A 14,973-nucleotide genomic window follows, 5' to 3' on the forward strand; every position below is an offset into this window, starting at 1 on the left:
CCATGGCATACGGTGTGAAGATCGCCAAGGGCGACGCGTACAAGCGCGCTGCCAAGGCTCGCCGCCACATCCGCATCCGCAAGAACGTCTCGGGTACGGCGGAGCGTCCGCGCCTCGTCGTGACGCGTTCGAACCGCAACATCGTTGCTCAGGTCATCGACGACCTCCAGGGTCACACCCTGGCGTCCGCGTCGACCCTGGACGCTTCGATCCGCGGTGGCGAAGGCGACAAGAGCGCCCAGGCCCAGCAGGTCGGCGCGCTCGTCGCCGAGCGTGCGAAGGCTGCCGGCGTCGAGACCGTCGTCTTTGACCGCGGTGGCAACCGATACGCCGGGCGCATTGCCGCTCTGGCTGACGCCGCCCGCGAAGCCGGGCTGAAGTTCTAAGCCCCGGTTCCGGGACTCACGGACGTAACAGAGAGAGGTAATCCAATGGCTGGACCCCAGCGCCGCGGAAGCGGTGCCGGTGGCGGCGAGCGGCGGGACCGGAAGGGTCGCGACGGTGGCGCTGCCGCCGAGAAGACCGCTTACGTTGAGCGCGTTGTCGCGATCAACCGTGTCGCCAAGGTTGTCAAGGGTGGTCGCCGCTTCAGCTTCACCGCGCTGGTCGTGGTGGGCGACGGTGACGGCACGGTAGGTGTCGGTTACGGCAAGGCCAAGGAAGTTCCCGCGGCCATCGCCAAGGGTGTTGAGGAAGCCAAGAAGAACTTCTTCAAGGTTCCCCGCATCCAGGGCACCATCCCGCACCCGATCCAGGGCGAGAAGGCGGCCGGCGTTGTCCTGCTGAAGCCTGCTTCCCCCGGTACCGGTGTTATCGCCGGTGGCCCGGTGCGCGCCGTTCTGGAGTGCGCCGGCGTTCACGACATCCTGTCGAAGTCGCTCGGCTCCGACAACGCGATCAACATCGTGCACGCGACCGTGGCGGCCCTCAAGGGCCTGCAGCGTCCCGAGGAGATCGCGGCTCGCCGTGGTCTGCCCCTCGAGGACGTCGCCCCCGCGGCTCTGCTTCGTGCACGTGCAGGGGCGGGTGTCTAATGGCTCGCCTCAAGATCACGCAGACGAAGTCGTACATCGGCAGCAAGCAGAACCACCGCGACACGCTGCGTTCGCTCGGGCTCAAGCGCCTGAACGACGTGGTCGTCAAGGAGGACCGCCCCGAGTTCCGCGGAATGGTTCACACCGTCCGCCACCTCGTGACGGTTGAGGAGGTTGACTAATCATGGCTGAGAACAGCCCGCTGAAGGCCCACAACCTCCGTCCCGCCCCCGGCGCCAAGACCGCGAAGACCCGTGTCGGTCGTGGTGAGGCGTCGAAGGGTAAGACGGCCGGTCGTGGTACGAAGGGCCAGAAGGCCCGTTACCAGATCCCGCAGCGCTTCGAGGGTGGGCAGATGCCCCTCCACATGCGTCTGCCGAAGCTCAAGGGCTTCAAGAACCCGTTCCGCACCGAGTTCCAGGTCGTCAACCTGGACAAGCTCGGCGCTCTCTACCCCGAGGGTGGAGAGGTCACGGTGGCCGACCTGGTCGCCAAGGGCGCGGTGCGCAAGAACAGCCTCGTCAAGGTCCTGGGCCAGGGCGAGATCTCCGTGGCGCTGACGGTTTCGGTTGACGCCGTTTCCGCCTCCGCCAAGGAGAAGATTGCCGCTGCCGGCGGCACCGTCACCGAGCTCGTCTAGCACGTACCAGGTGACATATAGCGAGTAAAAACCCGACCGGGGATGCCTCACATATGGGGCATCCCCGGTTGGTCGTTCCACGGGGGGCGCAGTCGCCGGTAAGGTGGCCTGCACCTTTGCTTGTACGTATTCGTCGATCCCTCAGACCGTCACCTCTGACGCAGTAGCGCGGGGGTCGCAGGAGGCACCGTGCTCACCGCGTTCGCCCGGGCGTTCAAGACGCCCGACCTGCGCAAGAAGCTGCTCTTCACGCTCGGCATCATCGTGCTGTTCCGACTCGGGTCCCACATTCCGGTACCCGGCGTGAGCTACAAGAACGTTCAGATCTGTGTCGACCAGGCCGGGAGCAGCAACAGCCTCTTCGGTCTCGTCAACATGTTCAGCGGCGGTGCGCTGCTGCAGATCACGATCTTCGCGCTCGGGATCATGCCCTACATCACGGCGAGCATCATCCTGCAGCTGCTGACCGTGGTCATTCCGAAGCTGGAGAACCTCAAAAAAGAGGGGCAGTCCGGCACCGCGAAGATCACTCAGTACACGCGCTATCTGACGGTCGCACTCGCGATCCTGCAGGGCACCGGCCTCGTCGCCACTGCCCGCACTGGTGCCCTGTTCCAGGGCTGCCAGGTCGCCAGCCAGATCGTTCCGAACCGGTCGATCTTCACCACCATCGTCATGGTCATCACCATGACCGCCGGTACCTGTGTCGTCATGTGGCTCGGTGAGCTCGTGACCGACCGCGGCATCGGCAACGGCATGTCGATCCTGATGTTCATCTCGATCGCCGCCGGCTTCATCGGCGCCCTGTGGCAGATCAAGCTCCAGGGCAAGATCGCCGACGGTTGGGTCGAGTTCGGCGTGGTCATCCTCGTCGGCCTGGCCATGGTCGCCCTGGTGGTCTTCGTCGAGCAGGCGCAGCGGCGGATCCCGGTCCAGTACGCGAAGCGCATGATCGGCCGCCGTGCGTACGGGGGCACCTCGACGTACATCCCGCTCAAGGTGAACCAGGCGGGTGTGATCCCGGTCATCTTCGCCTCGTCGCTGCTGTACATCCCGGCGCTGATCGTTCAGTTCAGCGGTTCGACCGCCGGCTGGGCCACCTGGATCCAGAAGCACTTCGTCAAGGGCGACCACCCGTACTACATCGCGGCGTACTTCCTCCTGATCGTCTTCTTCGCGTTCTTCTACGTGGCGATTTCGTTCAACCCCGAGGAAGTTGCAGACAACATGAAGAAGTATGGTGGGTTCATCCCGGGCATCCGGGCCGGTCGACCCACCGCCGAGTACCTGAGCTACGTGCTCAACCGGATCACCTGGCCGGGGTCGCTGTACCTGGGTCTCATCGCTCTTGTGCCGACAATGGCGTTGGCCGGCTTCGGAGCGAACCAGAACTTCCCGTTCGGCGGGACGAGCATCCTGATCATCGTGGGTGTGGGTCTGGAAACCGTGAAGCAGATCGAGAGCCAGCTCCAGCAGCGCAATTACGAAGGGTTCCTCCGCTGATGCGAATCGTCCTTGTCGGACCGCCCGGTGCGGGCAAGGGAACGCAGGCTGCGTTCCTTGCAAAGAACCTGTCGATCCCGCACATTTCGACGGGCGACCTCTTCCGCGCCAACATCAGCCAGAACACCGAGCTGGGCCAGCGCGCGAAGGCGTTCATGGACGCCGGCGACCTCGTCCCCGACGAGATCACCATCGGCATGGCCAAGGACCGCATGGAGCAGCCGGACGCCGTGAACGGCTTCCTGCTGGACGGCTTCCCGCGCAACGTCTCGCAGGCCGAGGCGCTGGACGAGATGTTGCAGGCGGCGGGCATGAAGCTCGACGCCGTCCTCGACCTGGAAGTCGAGGAGGACGAGGTGGTCAAGCGCATCGCCGGCCGCCGGATCTGCCGCAACGACTCCGCGCACGTCTTCCACGTGACGTACGCCCCGCCGAAGACCGCGGGCGTCTGCGACGCCTGCGGCGGCGAGCTGTACCAGCGCGACGACGACTCCGAGGGCACGGTCCGCAACCGGCTGGAGGTCTACCACACGCAGACCGAGCCGATCATCGACTACTACAAGGCCCAGGGCCTGCTGGTGACCATTCCGGCCCTCGGTGAGGTCGCGGACGTCACGCAGCGCGCGATGGACGCCCTGAAGAAGTAGTACCCCTGTTGTGCAGGTACGGCCGCGGTGTCCCCAGGACCCCGCGGCCGTACTGTTGAGAAGACCTGAACAACGCAGATCCGAAGGTGGAAGGCACTTCCCATGGTCCAGATCAAGACCCCCGAGCAGATCGCGAAGATGCGCGAGGCAGGGCTGGTCGTCGCCGCGATCCACGCGGCGACCCGTGAGGCGGCCGTTCCGGGCGCCACGACGCGGGATCTGGACATGGTGGCCCGCAAGGTCATCGCGGATGCCGGTGCCAAGTCGAACTTCCTCGGCTACGGCGGCTTCCCCGCGACGATCTGCACCTCGGTGAACGAGGTCGTCGTCCACGGCATCCCGGACGACAAGACGGTCCTCAAGGACGGCGACATCATCTCCATCGACGCCGGTGCGATCGTGGACGGCTGGCACGGCGACGCCGCGTACACGGCCTTCGTGGGCACCGGTCACGCTCCGGAGCTCCTGGAGCTCTCCCGGGTGACCGAGGAGTCCATGTGGGCCGGGATCGCTGCCATGAAGCTCGGCAACCGACTCGTGGACATCTCCAAGGCGATCGAGACGTACATCAAGCGCCAGCCGCGTCCGGCCACGGGTGAGCACAGCCTCGGCAAGTTCGGGATCATCGAGGACTACGGCGGCCACGGCATCGGGTCCGAGATGCACATGGACCCCCACCTGCTGAACTACGTCTCGCGCAAGCGGGGCAAGGGGATCAAGCTGGTTCCGGGCGTCTGCCTGGCGATCGAGCCGATGGTTTCGCTGGGCACCCCCCAGACGGAGGTACTGGCCGACGACTGGACGGTCATCACCACGGACGGCACCTGGTCCTCGCACTGGGAGCACTCCATCGCCCTGACGGAGGCCGGTCCCATCGTCCTGACCAGCCCGGACTGCGGCAAGGCGAAGCTGGCGACGTACGGCGTGACCACCGCGCCGGATCCCCTCGGTTAATGATCTAGACTCTGGGGCAAACTTTCCGGATTCGTCTTTCTGGGTGCCCTGACGTAGACTGACTCGTCGGCTTACGTGCATTCCCATGTCCGTCAGCCGATCAAGGTAGCCGATTCGAAAGGCGAAGCGTGGCCAAGAAGCAAGGTGCCATCGAGATCGAGGGCACCGTGATCGAGTCCCTCCCGAACGCGATGTTCAAGGTGGAACTCCAGAACGGTCACAAGGTCCTCGCGCACATCAGCGGCAAGATGCGTATGCACTACATCCGCATCCTCCCGGATGACCGGGTCGTTGTGGAGCTGTCTCCGTACGACCTGACGCGTGGCCGGATCGTCTACCGATACAAGTAGATCTTGTCCTCACTCCTGCCTGGGCATCCGTCCCGGTGCGGGTGGTGGCACTGACCCGGAGAACCTCACCAACATGAAGGTCAAGCCGAGCGTCAAGAAGATCTGCGACAAGTGCAAGGTGATCCGCCGTCACGGCCGGGTCATGGTCATCTGCGACAACCTGCGCCACAAGCAGCGCCAGGGCTGACGCACGCCGACCGACCTGCCTTACGCAGTTCTTCGCGCGACGTAAGAAAACGTACATACGCAGAACCCGCCTAGCCCTGAAGAGGGCCGGCGGCACCTCCGGCGGGGGCCGGGGACCCGGACGTACCACCATCCACCAAGGGTGGTCGGCGGTCGGGAGTGGTTCTGCGGAAGACCCCCGAACACACAGGAGCCATTTGTGGCACGCGTTTCCGGTGTTGACATCCCGCGCGAAAAGCGTGTGGAGATCGCACTCACCTACGTCTTCGGTATCGGGCGCACCCGGTCCAAGGAGATCCTCGCCTCCACCGGCGTGAACCCGAACACCCGCGTTCGTGACCTGGCCGAAGAGGACCTCGTCAAGATCCGCGAGTACGTGGACGCCAACCTCCGTACCGAGGGTGACCTCCGCCGCGAGATCCAGGGCGACATTCGCCGCAAGATCGAGATCCAGTGCTACCAGGGCATCCGCCACCGTCGTGGCCTGCCGGTGCACGGTCAGCGCACCAGCACGAACGCGCGTACCCGCAAGGGCCCGCGTCGCGCGATCGCCGGTAAGAAGAAGCCGGGCAAGAAGTAGTCCTGTTCAGCGGTCTTGCGCTGTAGGACCGACCACCTCCCGTAGGAGATTTAGATGCCCCCCAAGGGTCGTCAGGGCGCTGCCAAGAAGGTGCGCCGCAAGGAAAAGAAGAACGTCGCTCACGGGCACGCCCACATCAAGAGCACGTTCAACAACACGATCGTCTCGATCACGGACCCCTCGGGCAACGTGATCTCCTGGGCCTCCGCCGGCCACGTCGGCTTCAAGGGCTCGCGCAAGTCCACCCCCTTCGCCGCGCAGATGGCCGCCGAGTCGGCCGCCCGCCGCGCGCAGGAGCACGGCATGCGCAAGGTTGACGTCTTCGTCAAGGGTCCGGGCTCCGGCCGCGAGACCGCGATCCGCTCCCTCCAGGCCACTGGCCTTGAGGTCGGCTCGATCCAGGACGTCACCCCCACCCCGCACAACGGCTGCCGCCCGCCGAAGCGCCGCCGCGTCTGACGACTGCCGGACTTTTCGCTTCGTCGAATCGAGGAGCCGCGTCTGACGACTGCCGGACTTCTCGCTTCGTCGAATCGAGGAGCCGCGTCTGACGCAGCGACGCCTGTGCGTCTTTGAGTGTCCGGGCGGTACGACCCTTCGGGGCCGTGCCGCCCGTACCCTTGCAGTACCCAGCAGTACATGTCGGGCGTCAAATAGTGGGCGTCCACGACTGAAGGAACATAGACATGCTTATCGCTCAGCGTCCTTCGCTGACCGAAGAGGTCGTCGACGAGTACCGCTCGCGGTTCGTGATCGAGCCGCTGGAGCCGGGCTTCGGCTACACCCTCGGCAACTCCCTGCGCCGCACGCTCCTCTCCTCGATCCCGGGTGCCGCTGTCACCAGCATCCGCATCGACGGTGTCCTGCACGAGTTCACCACCGTGCCGGGCGTCAAGGAGGACGTGACCGACCTCATCCTCAACATCAAGCAGCTGGTCGTCTCCTCGGAGCACGACGAGCCGGTCGTGATGTACCTGCGCAAGCAGGGTCCCGGCCTGGTCACCGCTGCTGACATCGCGCCCCCGGCCGGTGTCGAGGTGCACAACCCGGACCTGGTCCTCGCCACGCTCAACGGCAAGGGCAAGCTGGAGATGGAGCTGACCGTCGAGCGCGGTCGCGGCTACGTCTCCGCCGTCCAGAACAAGCAGCTGGGCCAGGAGATCGGCCGCATCCCGGTCGACTCCATCTACAGCCCGGTCCTCAAGGTCACCTACAAGGTCGAGGCGACCCGAGTCGAGCAGCGCACCGACTTCGACAAGCTGATCGTCGACGTCGAGACCAAGCAGGCCATGCGCCCGCGCGACGCCATGGCGTCCGCCGGTAAGACCCTGGTCGAGCTGTTCGGTCTGGCCCGCGAGCTCAACATCGACGCCGAGGGCATCGACATGGGCCCGTCCCCGACGGACGCCGCCCTGGCCGCCGACCTGGCGCTGCCGATCGAGGAGCTGGAGCTCACCGTTCGGTCGTACAACTGCCTCAAGCGCGAGGGCATCCACTCCGTGGGTGAGCTCGTCGCCCGCTCCGAGGCCGACCTGCTCGACATCCGCAACTTCGGTGCGAAGTCGATCGACGAGGTCAAGGCGAAGCTGGCCGGCATGGGCCTGGCCCTCAAGGACAGCCCGCCCGGATTCGACCCGACCGCCGCCGCCGACGCCTTCGGCGCCGACGACGACGCCGACGCCGGTTTCGTCGAGACCGAGCAGTACTGATTCTTCCCGCAGCCGGCGGTTGAGGCCCTGCGCCTGAACTGCCGGCCGGGTTCGAACGCACTTTCCCGCGGCGTCCGCCTCGGGGGAACTGACACCGGTACCTGACACGGCCGGTGCAGATATGAAGGAGTAACACCATGCCGCGTCCCGCAAAGGGTGCCCGTCTGGGCGGTTCCGCCGCGCACGAGAAGCACCTTCTCGCGAACCTCGCGAAGGCGCTCTTCGAGCACGGCCGCATCACCACCACCGAGGCCAAGGCCCGCCGCCTGCGTCCCTACGCCGAGCGTCTGGTCACCAAGGCCAAGAAGGGCGACATCCACAACCGTCGCCTGGTGCTGCAGACGATCACGGACAAGAGCATCGTGCACACGCTGTTCACCGAGATCGCCCCGCGCTACGAGAACCGCCCCGGTGGTTACACGCGCATCACCAAGATCGGCAACCGTCGTGGCGACAACGCCCCGATGGCGGTCATCGAGCTCGTCGAGGCCCTGACCGTGGCCCAGCAGGCCACCGGTGAGGCCGAGGCCGCCACCAAGCGCGCGGTGAAGGAGGCGGAGGCCAAGGCCGAGGCCACCGAGACCCCCGCCGAGGAGACCAAGGAGGCCTGATCCCCCGGGATCACGTCTGCTTGATCGGCTCTGAACGGGCCCGCCCCCTTCCGGGGCGGGCCCGTTCTGTTTTTCTTGGCGTTTACGCGATTCTGAGAGGATCGGTCACGTGAGTGACGAGGTGGAGCCCGGGCACGTCCGGGTGCGGCTGGACCTGTCGTACGACGGCAAGGACTTCTCCGGCTGGGCGAAGCAGCGCGTCCTGCGGACCGTGCAGGGCGAGCTGGAGTCGGCCCTGCAGACCGTGATGCGGTTGCCGGACCCGGTCGAGTTGACCGTGGCCGGGCGGACCGACGCCGGCGTGCACGCGCGCGGGCAGGTCGCGCACGTCGACCTGGCCGAGGAGGTGTGGGCCGAGCACCACGACAAACTGCTGCGCCGCCTCGCGGGCAGGCTGCCGCACGACGTACGGGTGTGGCGGGTCGCCGAGGCCCCGGCGGGCTTCAACGCCCGGTTCTCCGCCGTGTGGCGCCGCTACGCCTACCGCGTCGGTGACCATCAGGGCGGTGTCGACCCGCTGCGCCGCGGGCACGTGCTGTGGCACCAGTGGCCACTGGACGTGGACGCCATGAACGAGGCCGCCACTGCGCTGCTCGGCGAGCACGACTTCGCCGCGTACTGCAAGAAGCGCGAGGGCGCCACGACCATCCGCACGCTCCAGCAGCTCAGCTGGGAGCGCGCCGAGGACGGGATCCTCACGGCGACCGTCCGGGCCGACGCCTTCTGCCACAACATGGTCCGCTCGCTGGTGGGCGCGCTGCTGCACGTCGGGGACGGGCACCGGCCCACCGACTGGCCCGGCAAGGTCCTGCGGGCGGCCGTACGGGACTCCTCGGTGCACGTGGTGAAGCCGCACGGGCTCACCCTGGAAGAGGTCGGCTACCCGGCGGACGAGCTGCTGGCCGCCCGCAGCAAGGAAGCACGCAACGTGCGGACCCTTCCGGCCGCCGGCTGCTGCTGACCGGCAGCCGAGCGTTCCAAAACGGTTTGGGCGGATCGCCGCCGGGCCTGGACAATGCCGGGCATGGGACATCTCGAAGTCAGCCACCTGGAGTACTACCTTCCCGACGGGCGGGTACTGCTCCCCGACGTCTCCTTCCGCGTGGGGGAAGGGTCGGTCGTCGCCCTCGTCGGGGCGAACGGGGCGGGCAAGACCACCCTGCTGAAGCTGATCTCCGGCGTTCTCCAGCCGCACGGCGGCGGGGTCACCGTCAGCGGCGGCCTCGGCGTCATGTCCCAGTTCGTGGGGTCCGTACGGGACGAGACGACCGTACGGGACCTGCTGGTCTCGGTGGCCCAGCCGCGGATCCGGGAAGCCGCCAAGGCCGTCGACCACGCCGAGCACCTGATCCTGACGGTGGACGACGAGTCCGCGCAGATGGCGTACGCGCAGGCGCTCAGCGACTGGGCGGACGTCCAGGGGTACGAGGCGGAGACCCTCTGGGACGTCTGCACCACGGCCGCGCTGGGCATCCCGTACGACGCCGCCCAGTTCCGCGAGGTGCGCACGCTCTCGGGCGGCGAGCAGAAGCGGTTGGTGCTGGAGGCACTGCTGCGCGGGCCGGACGAGGTGCTGCTGCTCGACGAGCCGGACAACTACCTCGACGTCCCGGGCAAGCGGTGGCTGGAGGAGCAGCTGGGGGTCACGCGCAAGACGGTGCTGTTCGTGTCGCACGACCGTGAGCTGCTGTCCCGTGCCGCCGAGAAGATCATCAGCCTGGAGCCGAGCCCGACGGGCACGGACGTGTGGGTGCACGGCGCGGGCTTCGGGACGTACCACGAAGCCCGCAAGGAGCGGTTCGCCCGCTTCGAGGAGCTCAAGCGGCGCTGGGACGAGGAGCACGCCCGCCTGAAGGCGCTGGTCCTGCGGCTGCGCAACCAGGCGGCGAGCAGCCCCGACATGGCCTCGCGCTACCGGGCGATGCAGACGCGCTTCCAGAAGTTCGAGGAGGCGGGTCCGCCGCCGGAGCCGCCGCGGGAGCAGGACATCCGGATGCGGCTCAAGGGCGGCCGTACCGGCGTGCGGGCGCTGACCGTGGAGAACCTTGAGCTCACGGGCCTGATGAAGCCGTTCTCGCTGGAGGTCTTCTACGGGGAGCGGGTCGCGGTGCTCGGCTCGAACGGGTCGGGGAAGTCGCACTTCCTGAGGCTGCTCGCGGGCGAGGACGTCAAGCACACGGGCACGTGGAAGCTGGGCGCCCGGGTGCTGCCCGGGCACTTCGCGCAGACCCACGCGCACCCGGAGCTCTTCGGCCGGACCCTGGTCGACATCTTGTGGACGGAGGCCGCGAAGCCCCTCGGCGCGGCGATGGGCGTCCTGCGGCGCTACGAGCTGGAGCGCCAGGGAGACCAACCGTTCGAGAAGCTGTCGGGCGGCCAGCAGGCGCGCTTCCAGATCCTGCTGCTGGAGCTGGCCGGGACGACGGCGCTGCTGCTGGACGAGCCGACGGACAACCTGGACCTGGAATCCGCGGAGGCGCTGCAGGACGGCCTTGAGTCGTACGAGGGGACTGTGTTGTGCGTCACACACGACCGCTGGTTCGCCCGCACATTTGACCGTTTCCTGGTCTTCGGTTCGGACGGTGTAGTACGAGAGACTCAGGAACCCGTCTGGGACGAACGTAGGGTCGAACGGAAACGCTAGGGGGAGACCGCCCCCGAGCGGGTCGATCGGGAGGCGTTGTGCGGCTGCGGCCTGGCACCTGGGTCAGGAGATGGGACACCGTGAGGGAGCCGGCCTTCGGGCAACGGCTGCTGGGCTGGCTACTCAGGCCGGCGTCCCGGTCCTGGCAGGCGGTGTCCCTGGCGGTGGTGCTCGGCATAGCGGTCTCCACGAGTCTGCGGGCGAACTGGGGCTCGGACAACGCCTTCGTGGTCAAGGCGGCCGAAACGCTGCTGGCGGGCGGGTCCCCGTACGAGGACAAGCGGTTCCTCTACCTCCCGAGCGCCGTGATCATGGCGGTTCCCGAGGCGATGCTGCCGCAGTCGATGCTGCGCTGGGTGCTCCCGATGGGAATGTCCGCCCTGCTCGGGACCGGCTGGTGGGCCTCGTTGCGGCTGTTCTCGGTACCGCTGCGGTCCCGCTTCGCGGTCGGCGGGTTCGCAGTTGTAGCCCTGGCCTTCAAGCCGTACGTGAACCTCGTGTTGATCGGGAACTGGACGGCCATCTCAGCCGCCGCCCTGCCGGTGGCGCTGCTGCTTGCGCACCGGCGGTCCTGGGCAGCCGCCGGCCTGGTGGTGGGGCTGGCGATCGCCTGCAAGCCCATGCTGGTGCCGATCGGACTGCTGTTCCTGCTGGCCCGGCAGTGGCGGGGGCTGGCCGTGGCCGTGCTGGTGCCGCTGGGGGTGTCGCTGCTCGGTGCGCTGATGATGCCGAGCCCCTCGTTGTTCTTCACCAAGACGCTGCCGTTCCTGCTCCAGGGGCAGGACGCGTACGCGCTGCCGTGGGACGCCTCGCCGATCGCGGTGCTGCCGCGGCTGGGGATACCGGAGCCGGTTGCCGTACTGCTGGCGGGCGCGGGGGCGCTGGGCGGGCTGTGGGCGGCCTGGCGGCGGTGGCGGCGTACGGACGGCCCCGCGGACGGGGGCGAGCTGCGGCTCGCCGAGACGGCCTGCATGGTGATGCTCGCCGCATTCCTGGTCTCGCGGCCCTCTTTCGACCACTACCTGCTGGTGGTGCTTCCACTGCTGCTGGCCTCGGCGGTGCGTGCGGGATCGATGCCGCGTTCGCCCTGGTTCTGGGCGGGTCTGTTCCCCCAGCTGGCGGGCGTTCCGTGGCCCTCGGAGTTCGAGCACAAGCGCCGGGCGTTCAAGGACTGCTTCACCCTGTGCGTGCTCGCGGGGGTCCTGATGCGGCGGTGTCTGCGTGCGGCGCGGGTTAACCTGGGAGACGTACGAACCGCAGGAACCGTGCCCAGGCCCGGATCGGAGCGCATCGTGGCACCCGCCGAGGTGGGGTCGCGGTCGGCGTTTTGACCCGTCCGGGGCATCGCGGGTATCCTGCTGGTTCGTTATGCGTATTGGCTTGCTCATTCTCACGTGAAAGGGCCTTACGCCGGTCCACCGGGCCGATGACCAGCGGTACACACGGGTTGCGTCCCCGTCGTGGACCAGGGCTGTCGTGATCGTCCGTGGTGGCCTTGTCAGGACCCTTCCCCTTGGGCCGCATGGCTCGGGGGAGAACCCATCACTGAAGAAGCGAAGGCATACGACCGTGCGTACGTACAGCCCCAAGCCCGGCGACATCTCGCGCCAGTGGCTCGTCATCGACGCCCAGGACGTTGTCCTCGGCCGTCTGGCGACCCAGGCCGCTGCCCTCCTGCGGGGCAAGCACAAGCCGACTTACGCCCCCCACATGGACATGGGCGACTTCGTCATCATCGTCAACGCCGACAAGGTTCACCTGTCCGGCAACAAGGCGTCCCAGAAGATGGCGTACCGCCACTCCGGCTTCCCGGGTGGTCTGCGTTCCGTGCGCTACGACGACCTTCTGGCGAACAACCCGGAGAAGGCCGTCGAGAAGGCCGTCAAGGGCATGCTCCCCAAGAACACCCTGGGCCGTCAGATGCTCTCGAAGCTGAAGGTCTACTCGGGCGACCAGCACCCCCACGCTGCCCAGCAGCCGGTGCCGTTCGAGATCACCCAGGTCGCGCAGTAGTTCCGGCCACCCCCTAAGACGTAGAAAATTCTGAGGAGCATCGTGGCCGAGACCACCGCCGAGACCCCCGTCGAAGAGTTCGAGGGCGTCGAGGAGTACACCACCGAGTCTGAGGTCGTCGTCGAGGGCGACTACACCTCCGAGTCCCTTGCCGGCCGCTTCGGCGACCCCCAGCCGGCCGCCGGCCTGGGCCGTCGCAAGAACGCCATCGCCCGCGTCCGGATCGTTCCGGGCACCGGCAAGTGGAAGATCAACGGTCGCACCCTTGAGGACTACTTCCCCAACAAGGTGCACCAGCAGGAAGTCAACGAGCCGTTCAAGCTCCTTGAGCTCGACGGTCGCTACGACATCATCGCCCGCATCGCGGGTGGCGGCGTCTCCGGCCAGGCCGGCGCCCTGCGCCTCGGCGTGGCCCGCGCCCTGAACGAGGCGGACGTCGACAACAACCGCCCGGCGCTGAAGAAGGCCGGCTTCCTCTCCCGCGACGACCGTGCGGTCGAGCGCAAGAAGGCCGGTCTCAAGAAGGCCCGTAAGGCTCCGCAGTACAGCAAGCGTTAATCTGCGCCTGCTGTTCAGCAACAACCGCCCCGGCAGCACTCACCGTGCTGTCGGGGCGGTTCGTTTACCGCCACAAGCGGCAAATACCTGTCACAAGCGGTCTCAAACGAAGCGTGAACTCGGGAGGACAACAGTGGGACAACTCTTCGGGACGGACGGTGTACGCGGCGTCGCCAACGCGGATCTGACGGCTGAGCTCGCGCTCGGTCTGTCCGTGGCGGCTGCCCACGTACTGGCCGAAGCGGGCACCTTCGCGGGCCATCGCGCGACCGCAGTGGTCGGCCGCGATCCCCGCGCGTCGGGCGAGTTCCTGGAGGCCGCGGTCGTCGCGGGCCTCGCGAGCGCAGGCGTGGACGTCCTGCGCGTCGGTGTGCTGCCCACCCCGGCGGTGGCGTATCTCACCGGTGCGCTGGGTGCCGACCTCGGCGTGATGCTCTCCGCCAGCCACAACGCGATGCCCGACAACGGCATCAAGTTCTTCGCCCGCGGCGGCCACAAGCTCGCCGACGAGCTCGAAGACCGCATCGAGGCCGTCTACGACGAGCACCGCACCGGCGCGCCCTGGGACCGGCCCACCGGCTCCGGCGTCGGCCGGGTCTCCGACTACGACGAGGGCTTCGACAAGTACGTCGCCCACCTCATCGGGGTCCTCCCCAACCGCCTGGACGGGCTGAAGGTCGTCCTGGACGAGGCGCACGGCGCAGCGGCCCGCGTCTCGCCCGAGGCCTTCACCCGTGCGGGCGCCGAGGTCATCACCATCGGCGCCGAGCCGGACGGCCTCAACATCAACGACGGCTGCGGCTCCACGCACCTGGAGCTGCTGAAGCAGGCCGTGGTCGAGCACGGGGCCGCCCTCGGCATCGCGCACGACGGCGACGCGGACCGCTGCCTCGCGGTCGACGCCTCCGGGGCGGAGGTCGACGGCGACCAGATCCTCGCGGTGCTGGCCCTGGCCATGCGCGAGGCCGGCCAGCTGCGCGGCAACGCCGTCGTCGGCACCGTGATGTCCAACCTCGGCTTCAAGCTGGCCATGGAGGGCGAGGGCATCGAGGTCGTGCAGACCGGCGTCGGTGACCGGTACGTGCTGGAGGCCATGAAGGAGCACGGCTACGCGCTGGGCGGCGAGCAGTCCGGCCACGTGATCATCCTCGACCACGCGACGACCGGCGACGGCACGCTGACCGGCCTGATGCTGGCCGCCCGCGTCGCGGCCACGGGCCGCTCGCTGGCCGACCTCGCGGGCGTCATGCAGCGGCTCCCGCAGGTGCTCATCAACGTCCCCGACGTGGACAAGTCCCGGGTCGGGACCTCCGCCGAGCTGGCAGCGGCCGTCACCGACGCCGAGCGCGAGCTGGGCACCACCGGCCGGGTGCTGCTCCGTCCGTCCGGTACCGAGCCGCTCGTACGGGTGATGGTCGAGGCCGCCGACATCGAGCAGGCCCGCGCGGTCGCGGGGCGGCTGGCGGACGCCGTGAAGTCGGCGCTCGGCTAAGCGGGTCAGGCCTCGCGGCAGCGACAGCGACAGCGCGTCGGCCCCGCACTCC

General features: G+C 67.8%; 19 protein-coding genes. All 19 read left to right on the forward strand.

Annotation, left to right across the window (positions count from 1 at the left end):
* Nucleotides 1-2 precede the first annotated feature (2 nt).
* The 19 genes from rplR (at nucleotide 3) to glmM (ending at nucleotide 14,921) form a co-directional block, all read left to right on the forward strand.
* Entirely contained in the window at nucleotides 3-386 is a 384-nt protein-coding gene (gene rplR / locus ABZZ20_RS27980) for a 50S ribosomal protein L18 (RefSeq protein ID WP_266785543.1), read from the forward strand.
* 45 nt (nucleotides 387-431) lie between these two features.
* Nucleotides 432-1,034 (forward strand): 30S ribosomal protein S5, encoded by a 603-nt coding sequence (gene rpsE / locus ABZZ20_RS27985; RefSeq protein ID WP_046779243.1) that lies wholly within the window; start codon nucleotides 432-434, stop codon nucleotides 1,032-1,034.
* Nucleotides 1,034-1,216, forward strand: a complete 183-nt coding sequence (gene rpmD, locus ABZZ20_RS27990; protein WP_005313525.1) for a 50S ribosomal protein L30 — start codon at nucleotides 1,034-1,036, stop codon at nucleotides 1,214-1,216. Before rpsE ends, rpmD begins: the two co-directional genes overlap by 1 nt.
* A 2-nt stretch (nucleotides 1,217-1,218) precedes the next feature.
* Nucleotides 1,219-1,674, forward strand: a complete 456-nt coding sequence (gene rplO / locus ABZZ20_RS27995; protein ID WP_030154704.1) for a 50S ribosomal protein L15 — start codon at nucleotides 1,219-1,221, stop codon at nucleotides 1,672-1,674.
* A gap of 189 nt (nucleotides 1,675-1,863) precedes the next feature.
* Nucleotides 1,864-3,177 carry a preprotein translocase subunit SecY gene (gene secY / locus ABZZ20_RS28000; protein ID WP_030154705.1) on the forward strand — a complete coding sequence of 438 codons (1,314 nt, stop codon included), beginning with the start codon at nucleotides 1,864-1,866 and terminating at the stop codon, nucleotides 3,175-3,177.
* Nucleotides 3,177-3,824 (forward strand): adenylate kinase, encoded by a 648-nt coding sequence (locus tag ABZZ20_RS28005; protein ID WP_356874212.1) that lies wholly within the window; start codon nucleotides 3,177-3,179, stop codon nucleotides 3,822-3,824. The genes secY and ABZZ20_RS28005 overlap by 1 nt, the downstream gene beginning before the upstream one ends.
* Nucleotides 3,825-3,926: 102 nt before the next feature.
* Nucleotides 3,927-4,778, forward strand: a complete 852-nt coding sequence (gene map, locus ABZZ20_RS28010) for a type I methionyl aminopeptidase (RefSeq protein WP_356874214.1) — start codon at nucleotides 3,927-3,929, stop codon at nucleotides 4,776-4,778.
* 128 nt (nucleotides 4,779-4,906) lie between these two features.
* Entirely contained in the window at nucleotides 4,907-5,128 is a 222-nt protein-coding gene (infA, locus tag ABZZ20_RS28015; RefSeq protein ID WP_003956442.1) for a translation initiation factor IF-1, read from the forward strand.
* Between the two features lie 73 nt (nucleotides 5,129-5,201).
* Entirely contained in the window at nucleotides 5,202-5,315 is a 114-nt protein-coding gene (gene rpmJ, locus ABZZ20_RS28020; protein ID WP_003956441.1) for a 50S ribosomal protein L36, read from the forward strand.
* Nucleotides 5,316-5,513: 198 nt separating this feature from the next.
* Nucleotides 5,514-5,894, forward strand: coding sequence for a 30S ribosomal protein S13 (gene rpsM / locus ABZZ20_RS28025; RefSeq protein WP_007265919.1), 381 nt, complete (start codon nucleotides 5,514-5,516; stop codon nucleotides 5,892-5,894).
* A 54-nt stretch (nucleotides 5,895-5,948) separates the two neighbouring features.
* Nucleotides 5,949-6,353 carry a 30S ribosomal protein S11 gene (gene rpsK, locus ABZZ20_RS28030; RefSeq protein ID WP_003956432.1) on the forward strand — a complete coding sequence of 135 codons (405 nt, stop codon included), beginning with the start codon at nucleotides 5,949-5,951 and terminating at the stop codon, nucleotides 6,351-6,353.
* A 227-nt stretch (nucleotides 6,354-6,580) separates the two neighbouring features.
* Nucleotides 6,581-7,603 (forward strand): DNA-directed RNA polymerase subunit alpha, encoded by a 1,023-nt coding sequence (locus ABZZ20_RS28035; RefSeq protein WP_010473911.1) that lies wholly within the window; start codon nucleotides 6,581-6,583, stop codon nucleotides 7,601-7,603.
* A gap of 137 nt (nucleotides 7,604-7,740) precedes the next feature.
* Complete coding sequence (gene rplQ, locus ABZZ20_RS28040; protein ID WP_319733898.1) at nucleotides 7,741-8,214, forward strand: 50S ribosomal protein L17; 474 nt, start codon at nucleotides 7,741-7,743, stop codon at nucleotides 8,212-8,214.
* Between the two features lie 109 nt (nucleotides 8,215-8,323).
* Complete coding sequence (gene truA, locus ABZZ20_RS28045; protein ID WP_356874216.1) at nucleotides 8,324-9,175, forward strand: tRNA pseudouridine(38-40) synthase TruA; 852 nt, start codon at nucleotides 8,324-8,326, stop codon at nucleotides 9,173-9,175.
* A 63-nt stretch (nucleotides 9,176-9,238) separates the two neighbouring features.
* On the forward strand, nucleotides 9,239-10,858 hold the full coding sequence (locus ABZZ20_RS28050) for an ATP-binding cassette domain-containing protein (protein WP_356874218.1): 1,620 nt from the start codon (nucleotides 9,239-9,241) through the stop codon (nucleotides 10,856-10,858).
* Between the two features lie 80 nt (nucleotides 10,859-10,938).
* Nucleotides 10,939-12,189 carry a glycosyltransferase family 87 protein gene (locus tag ABZZ20_RS28055; RefSeq protein ID WP_356874220.1) on the forward strand — a complete coding sequence of 417 codons (1,251 nt, stop codon included), beginning with the start codon at nucleotides 10,939-10,941 and terminating at the stop codon, nucleotides 12,187-12,189.
* A gap of 238 nt (nucleotides 12,190-12,427) precedes the next feature.
* Nucleotides 12,428-12,871 (forward strand): 50S ribosomal protein L13, encoded by a 444-nt coding sequence (gene rplM / locus ABZZ20_RS28060; RefSeq protein ID WP_329197517.1) that lies wholly within the window; start codon nucleotides 12,428-12,430, stop codon nucleotides 12,869-12,871.
* A gap of 42 nt (nucleotides 12,872-12,913) precedes the next feature.
* A complete protein-coding gene (gene rpsI / locus ABZZ20_RS28065; RefSeq protein WP_030154718.1) occupies nucleotides 12,914-13,429 on the forward strand; it encodes a 30S ribosomal protein S9 in 516 nt (171 codons plus the stop codon).
* A gap of 133 nt (nucleotides 13,430-13,562) precedes the next feature.
* Nucleotides 13,563-14,921 (forward strand): phosphoglucosamine mutase, encoded by a 1,359-nt coding sequence (gene glmM / locus ABZZ20_RS28070; protein WP_356874223.1) that lies wholly within the window; start codon nucleotides 13,563-13,565, stop codon nucleotides 14,919-14,921.
* The last annotated feature ends 52 nt before the right edge of the window (nucleotides 14,922-14,973 follow it).

This window comes from Streptomyces sp. NPDC006430, assembly GCF_040612395.1.
Lineage (GTDB): Bacteria > Actinomycetota > Actinomycetes > Streptomycetales > Streptomycetaceae > Streptomyces.

Excerpts from the sequence above, each read along its gene's own strand:
- rplR (WP_266785543.1), top strand. The coding sequence starts at position 3 with ATGGCATACGGTGTGAAGATCGCCAAGGGCGACGCGTACAAGCGCGCT.
- rpsE (WP_046779243.1), top strand. The coding sequence starts at position 432 with ATGGCTGGACCCCAGCGCCGCGGAAGCGGTGCCGGTGGCGGCGAGCGG.
- rpmD (WP_005313525.1), top strand. The coding sequence starts at position 1,034 with ATGGCTCGCCTCAAGATCACGCAGACGAAGTCGTACATCGGCAGCAAG.
- rplO (WP_030154704.1), top strand. The coding sequence starts at position 1,219 with ATGGCTGAGAACAGCCCGCTGAAGGCCCACAACCTCCGTCCCGCCCCC.
- ABZZ20_RS28005 (WP_356874212.1), top strand. The coding sequence starts at position 3,177 with ATGCGAATCGTCCTTGTCGGACCGCCCGGTGCGGGCAAGGGAACGCAG.
- map (WP_356874214.1), top strand. The coding sequence starts at position 3,927 with ATGGTCCAGATCAAGACCCCCGAGCAGATCGCGAAGATGCGCGAGGCA.
- rpmJ (WP_003956441.1), top strand. The coding sequence starts at position 5,202 with ATGAAGGTCAAGCCGAGCGTCAAGAAGATCTGCGACAAGTGCAAGGTG.
- rpsK (WP_003956432.1), top strand. The coding sequence starts at position 5,949 with ATGCCCCCCAAGGGTCGTCAGGGCGCTGCCAAGAAGGTGCGCCGCAAG.
- ABZZ20_RS28035 (WP_010473911.1), top strand. The coding sequence starts at position 6,581 with ATGCTTATCGCTCAGCGTCCTTCGCTGACCGAAGAGGTCGTCGACGAG.
- rplQ (WP_319733898.1), top strand. The coding sequence starts at position 7,741 with ATGCCGCGTCCCGCAAAGGGTGCCCGTCTGGGCGGTTCCGCCGCGCAC.
- ABZZ20_RS28050 (WP_356874218.1), top strand. The coding sequence starts at position 9,239 with ATGGGACATCTCGAAGTCAGCCACCTGGAGTACTACCTTCCCGACGGG.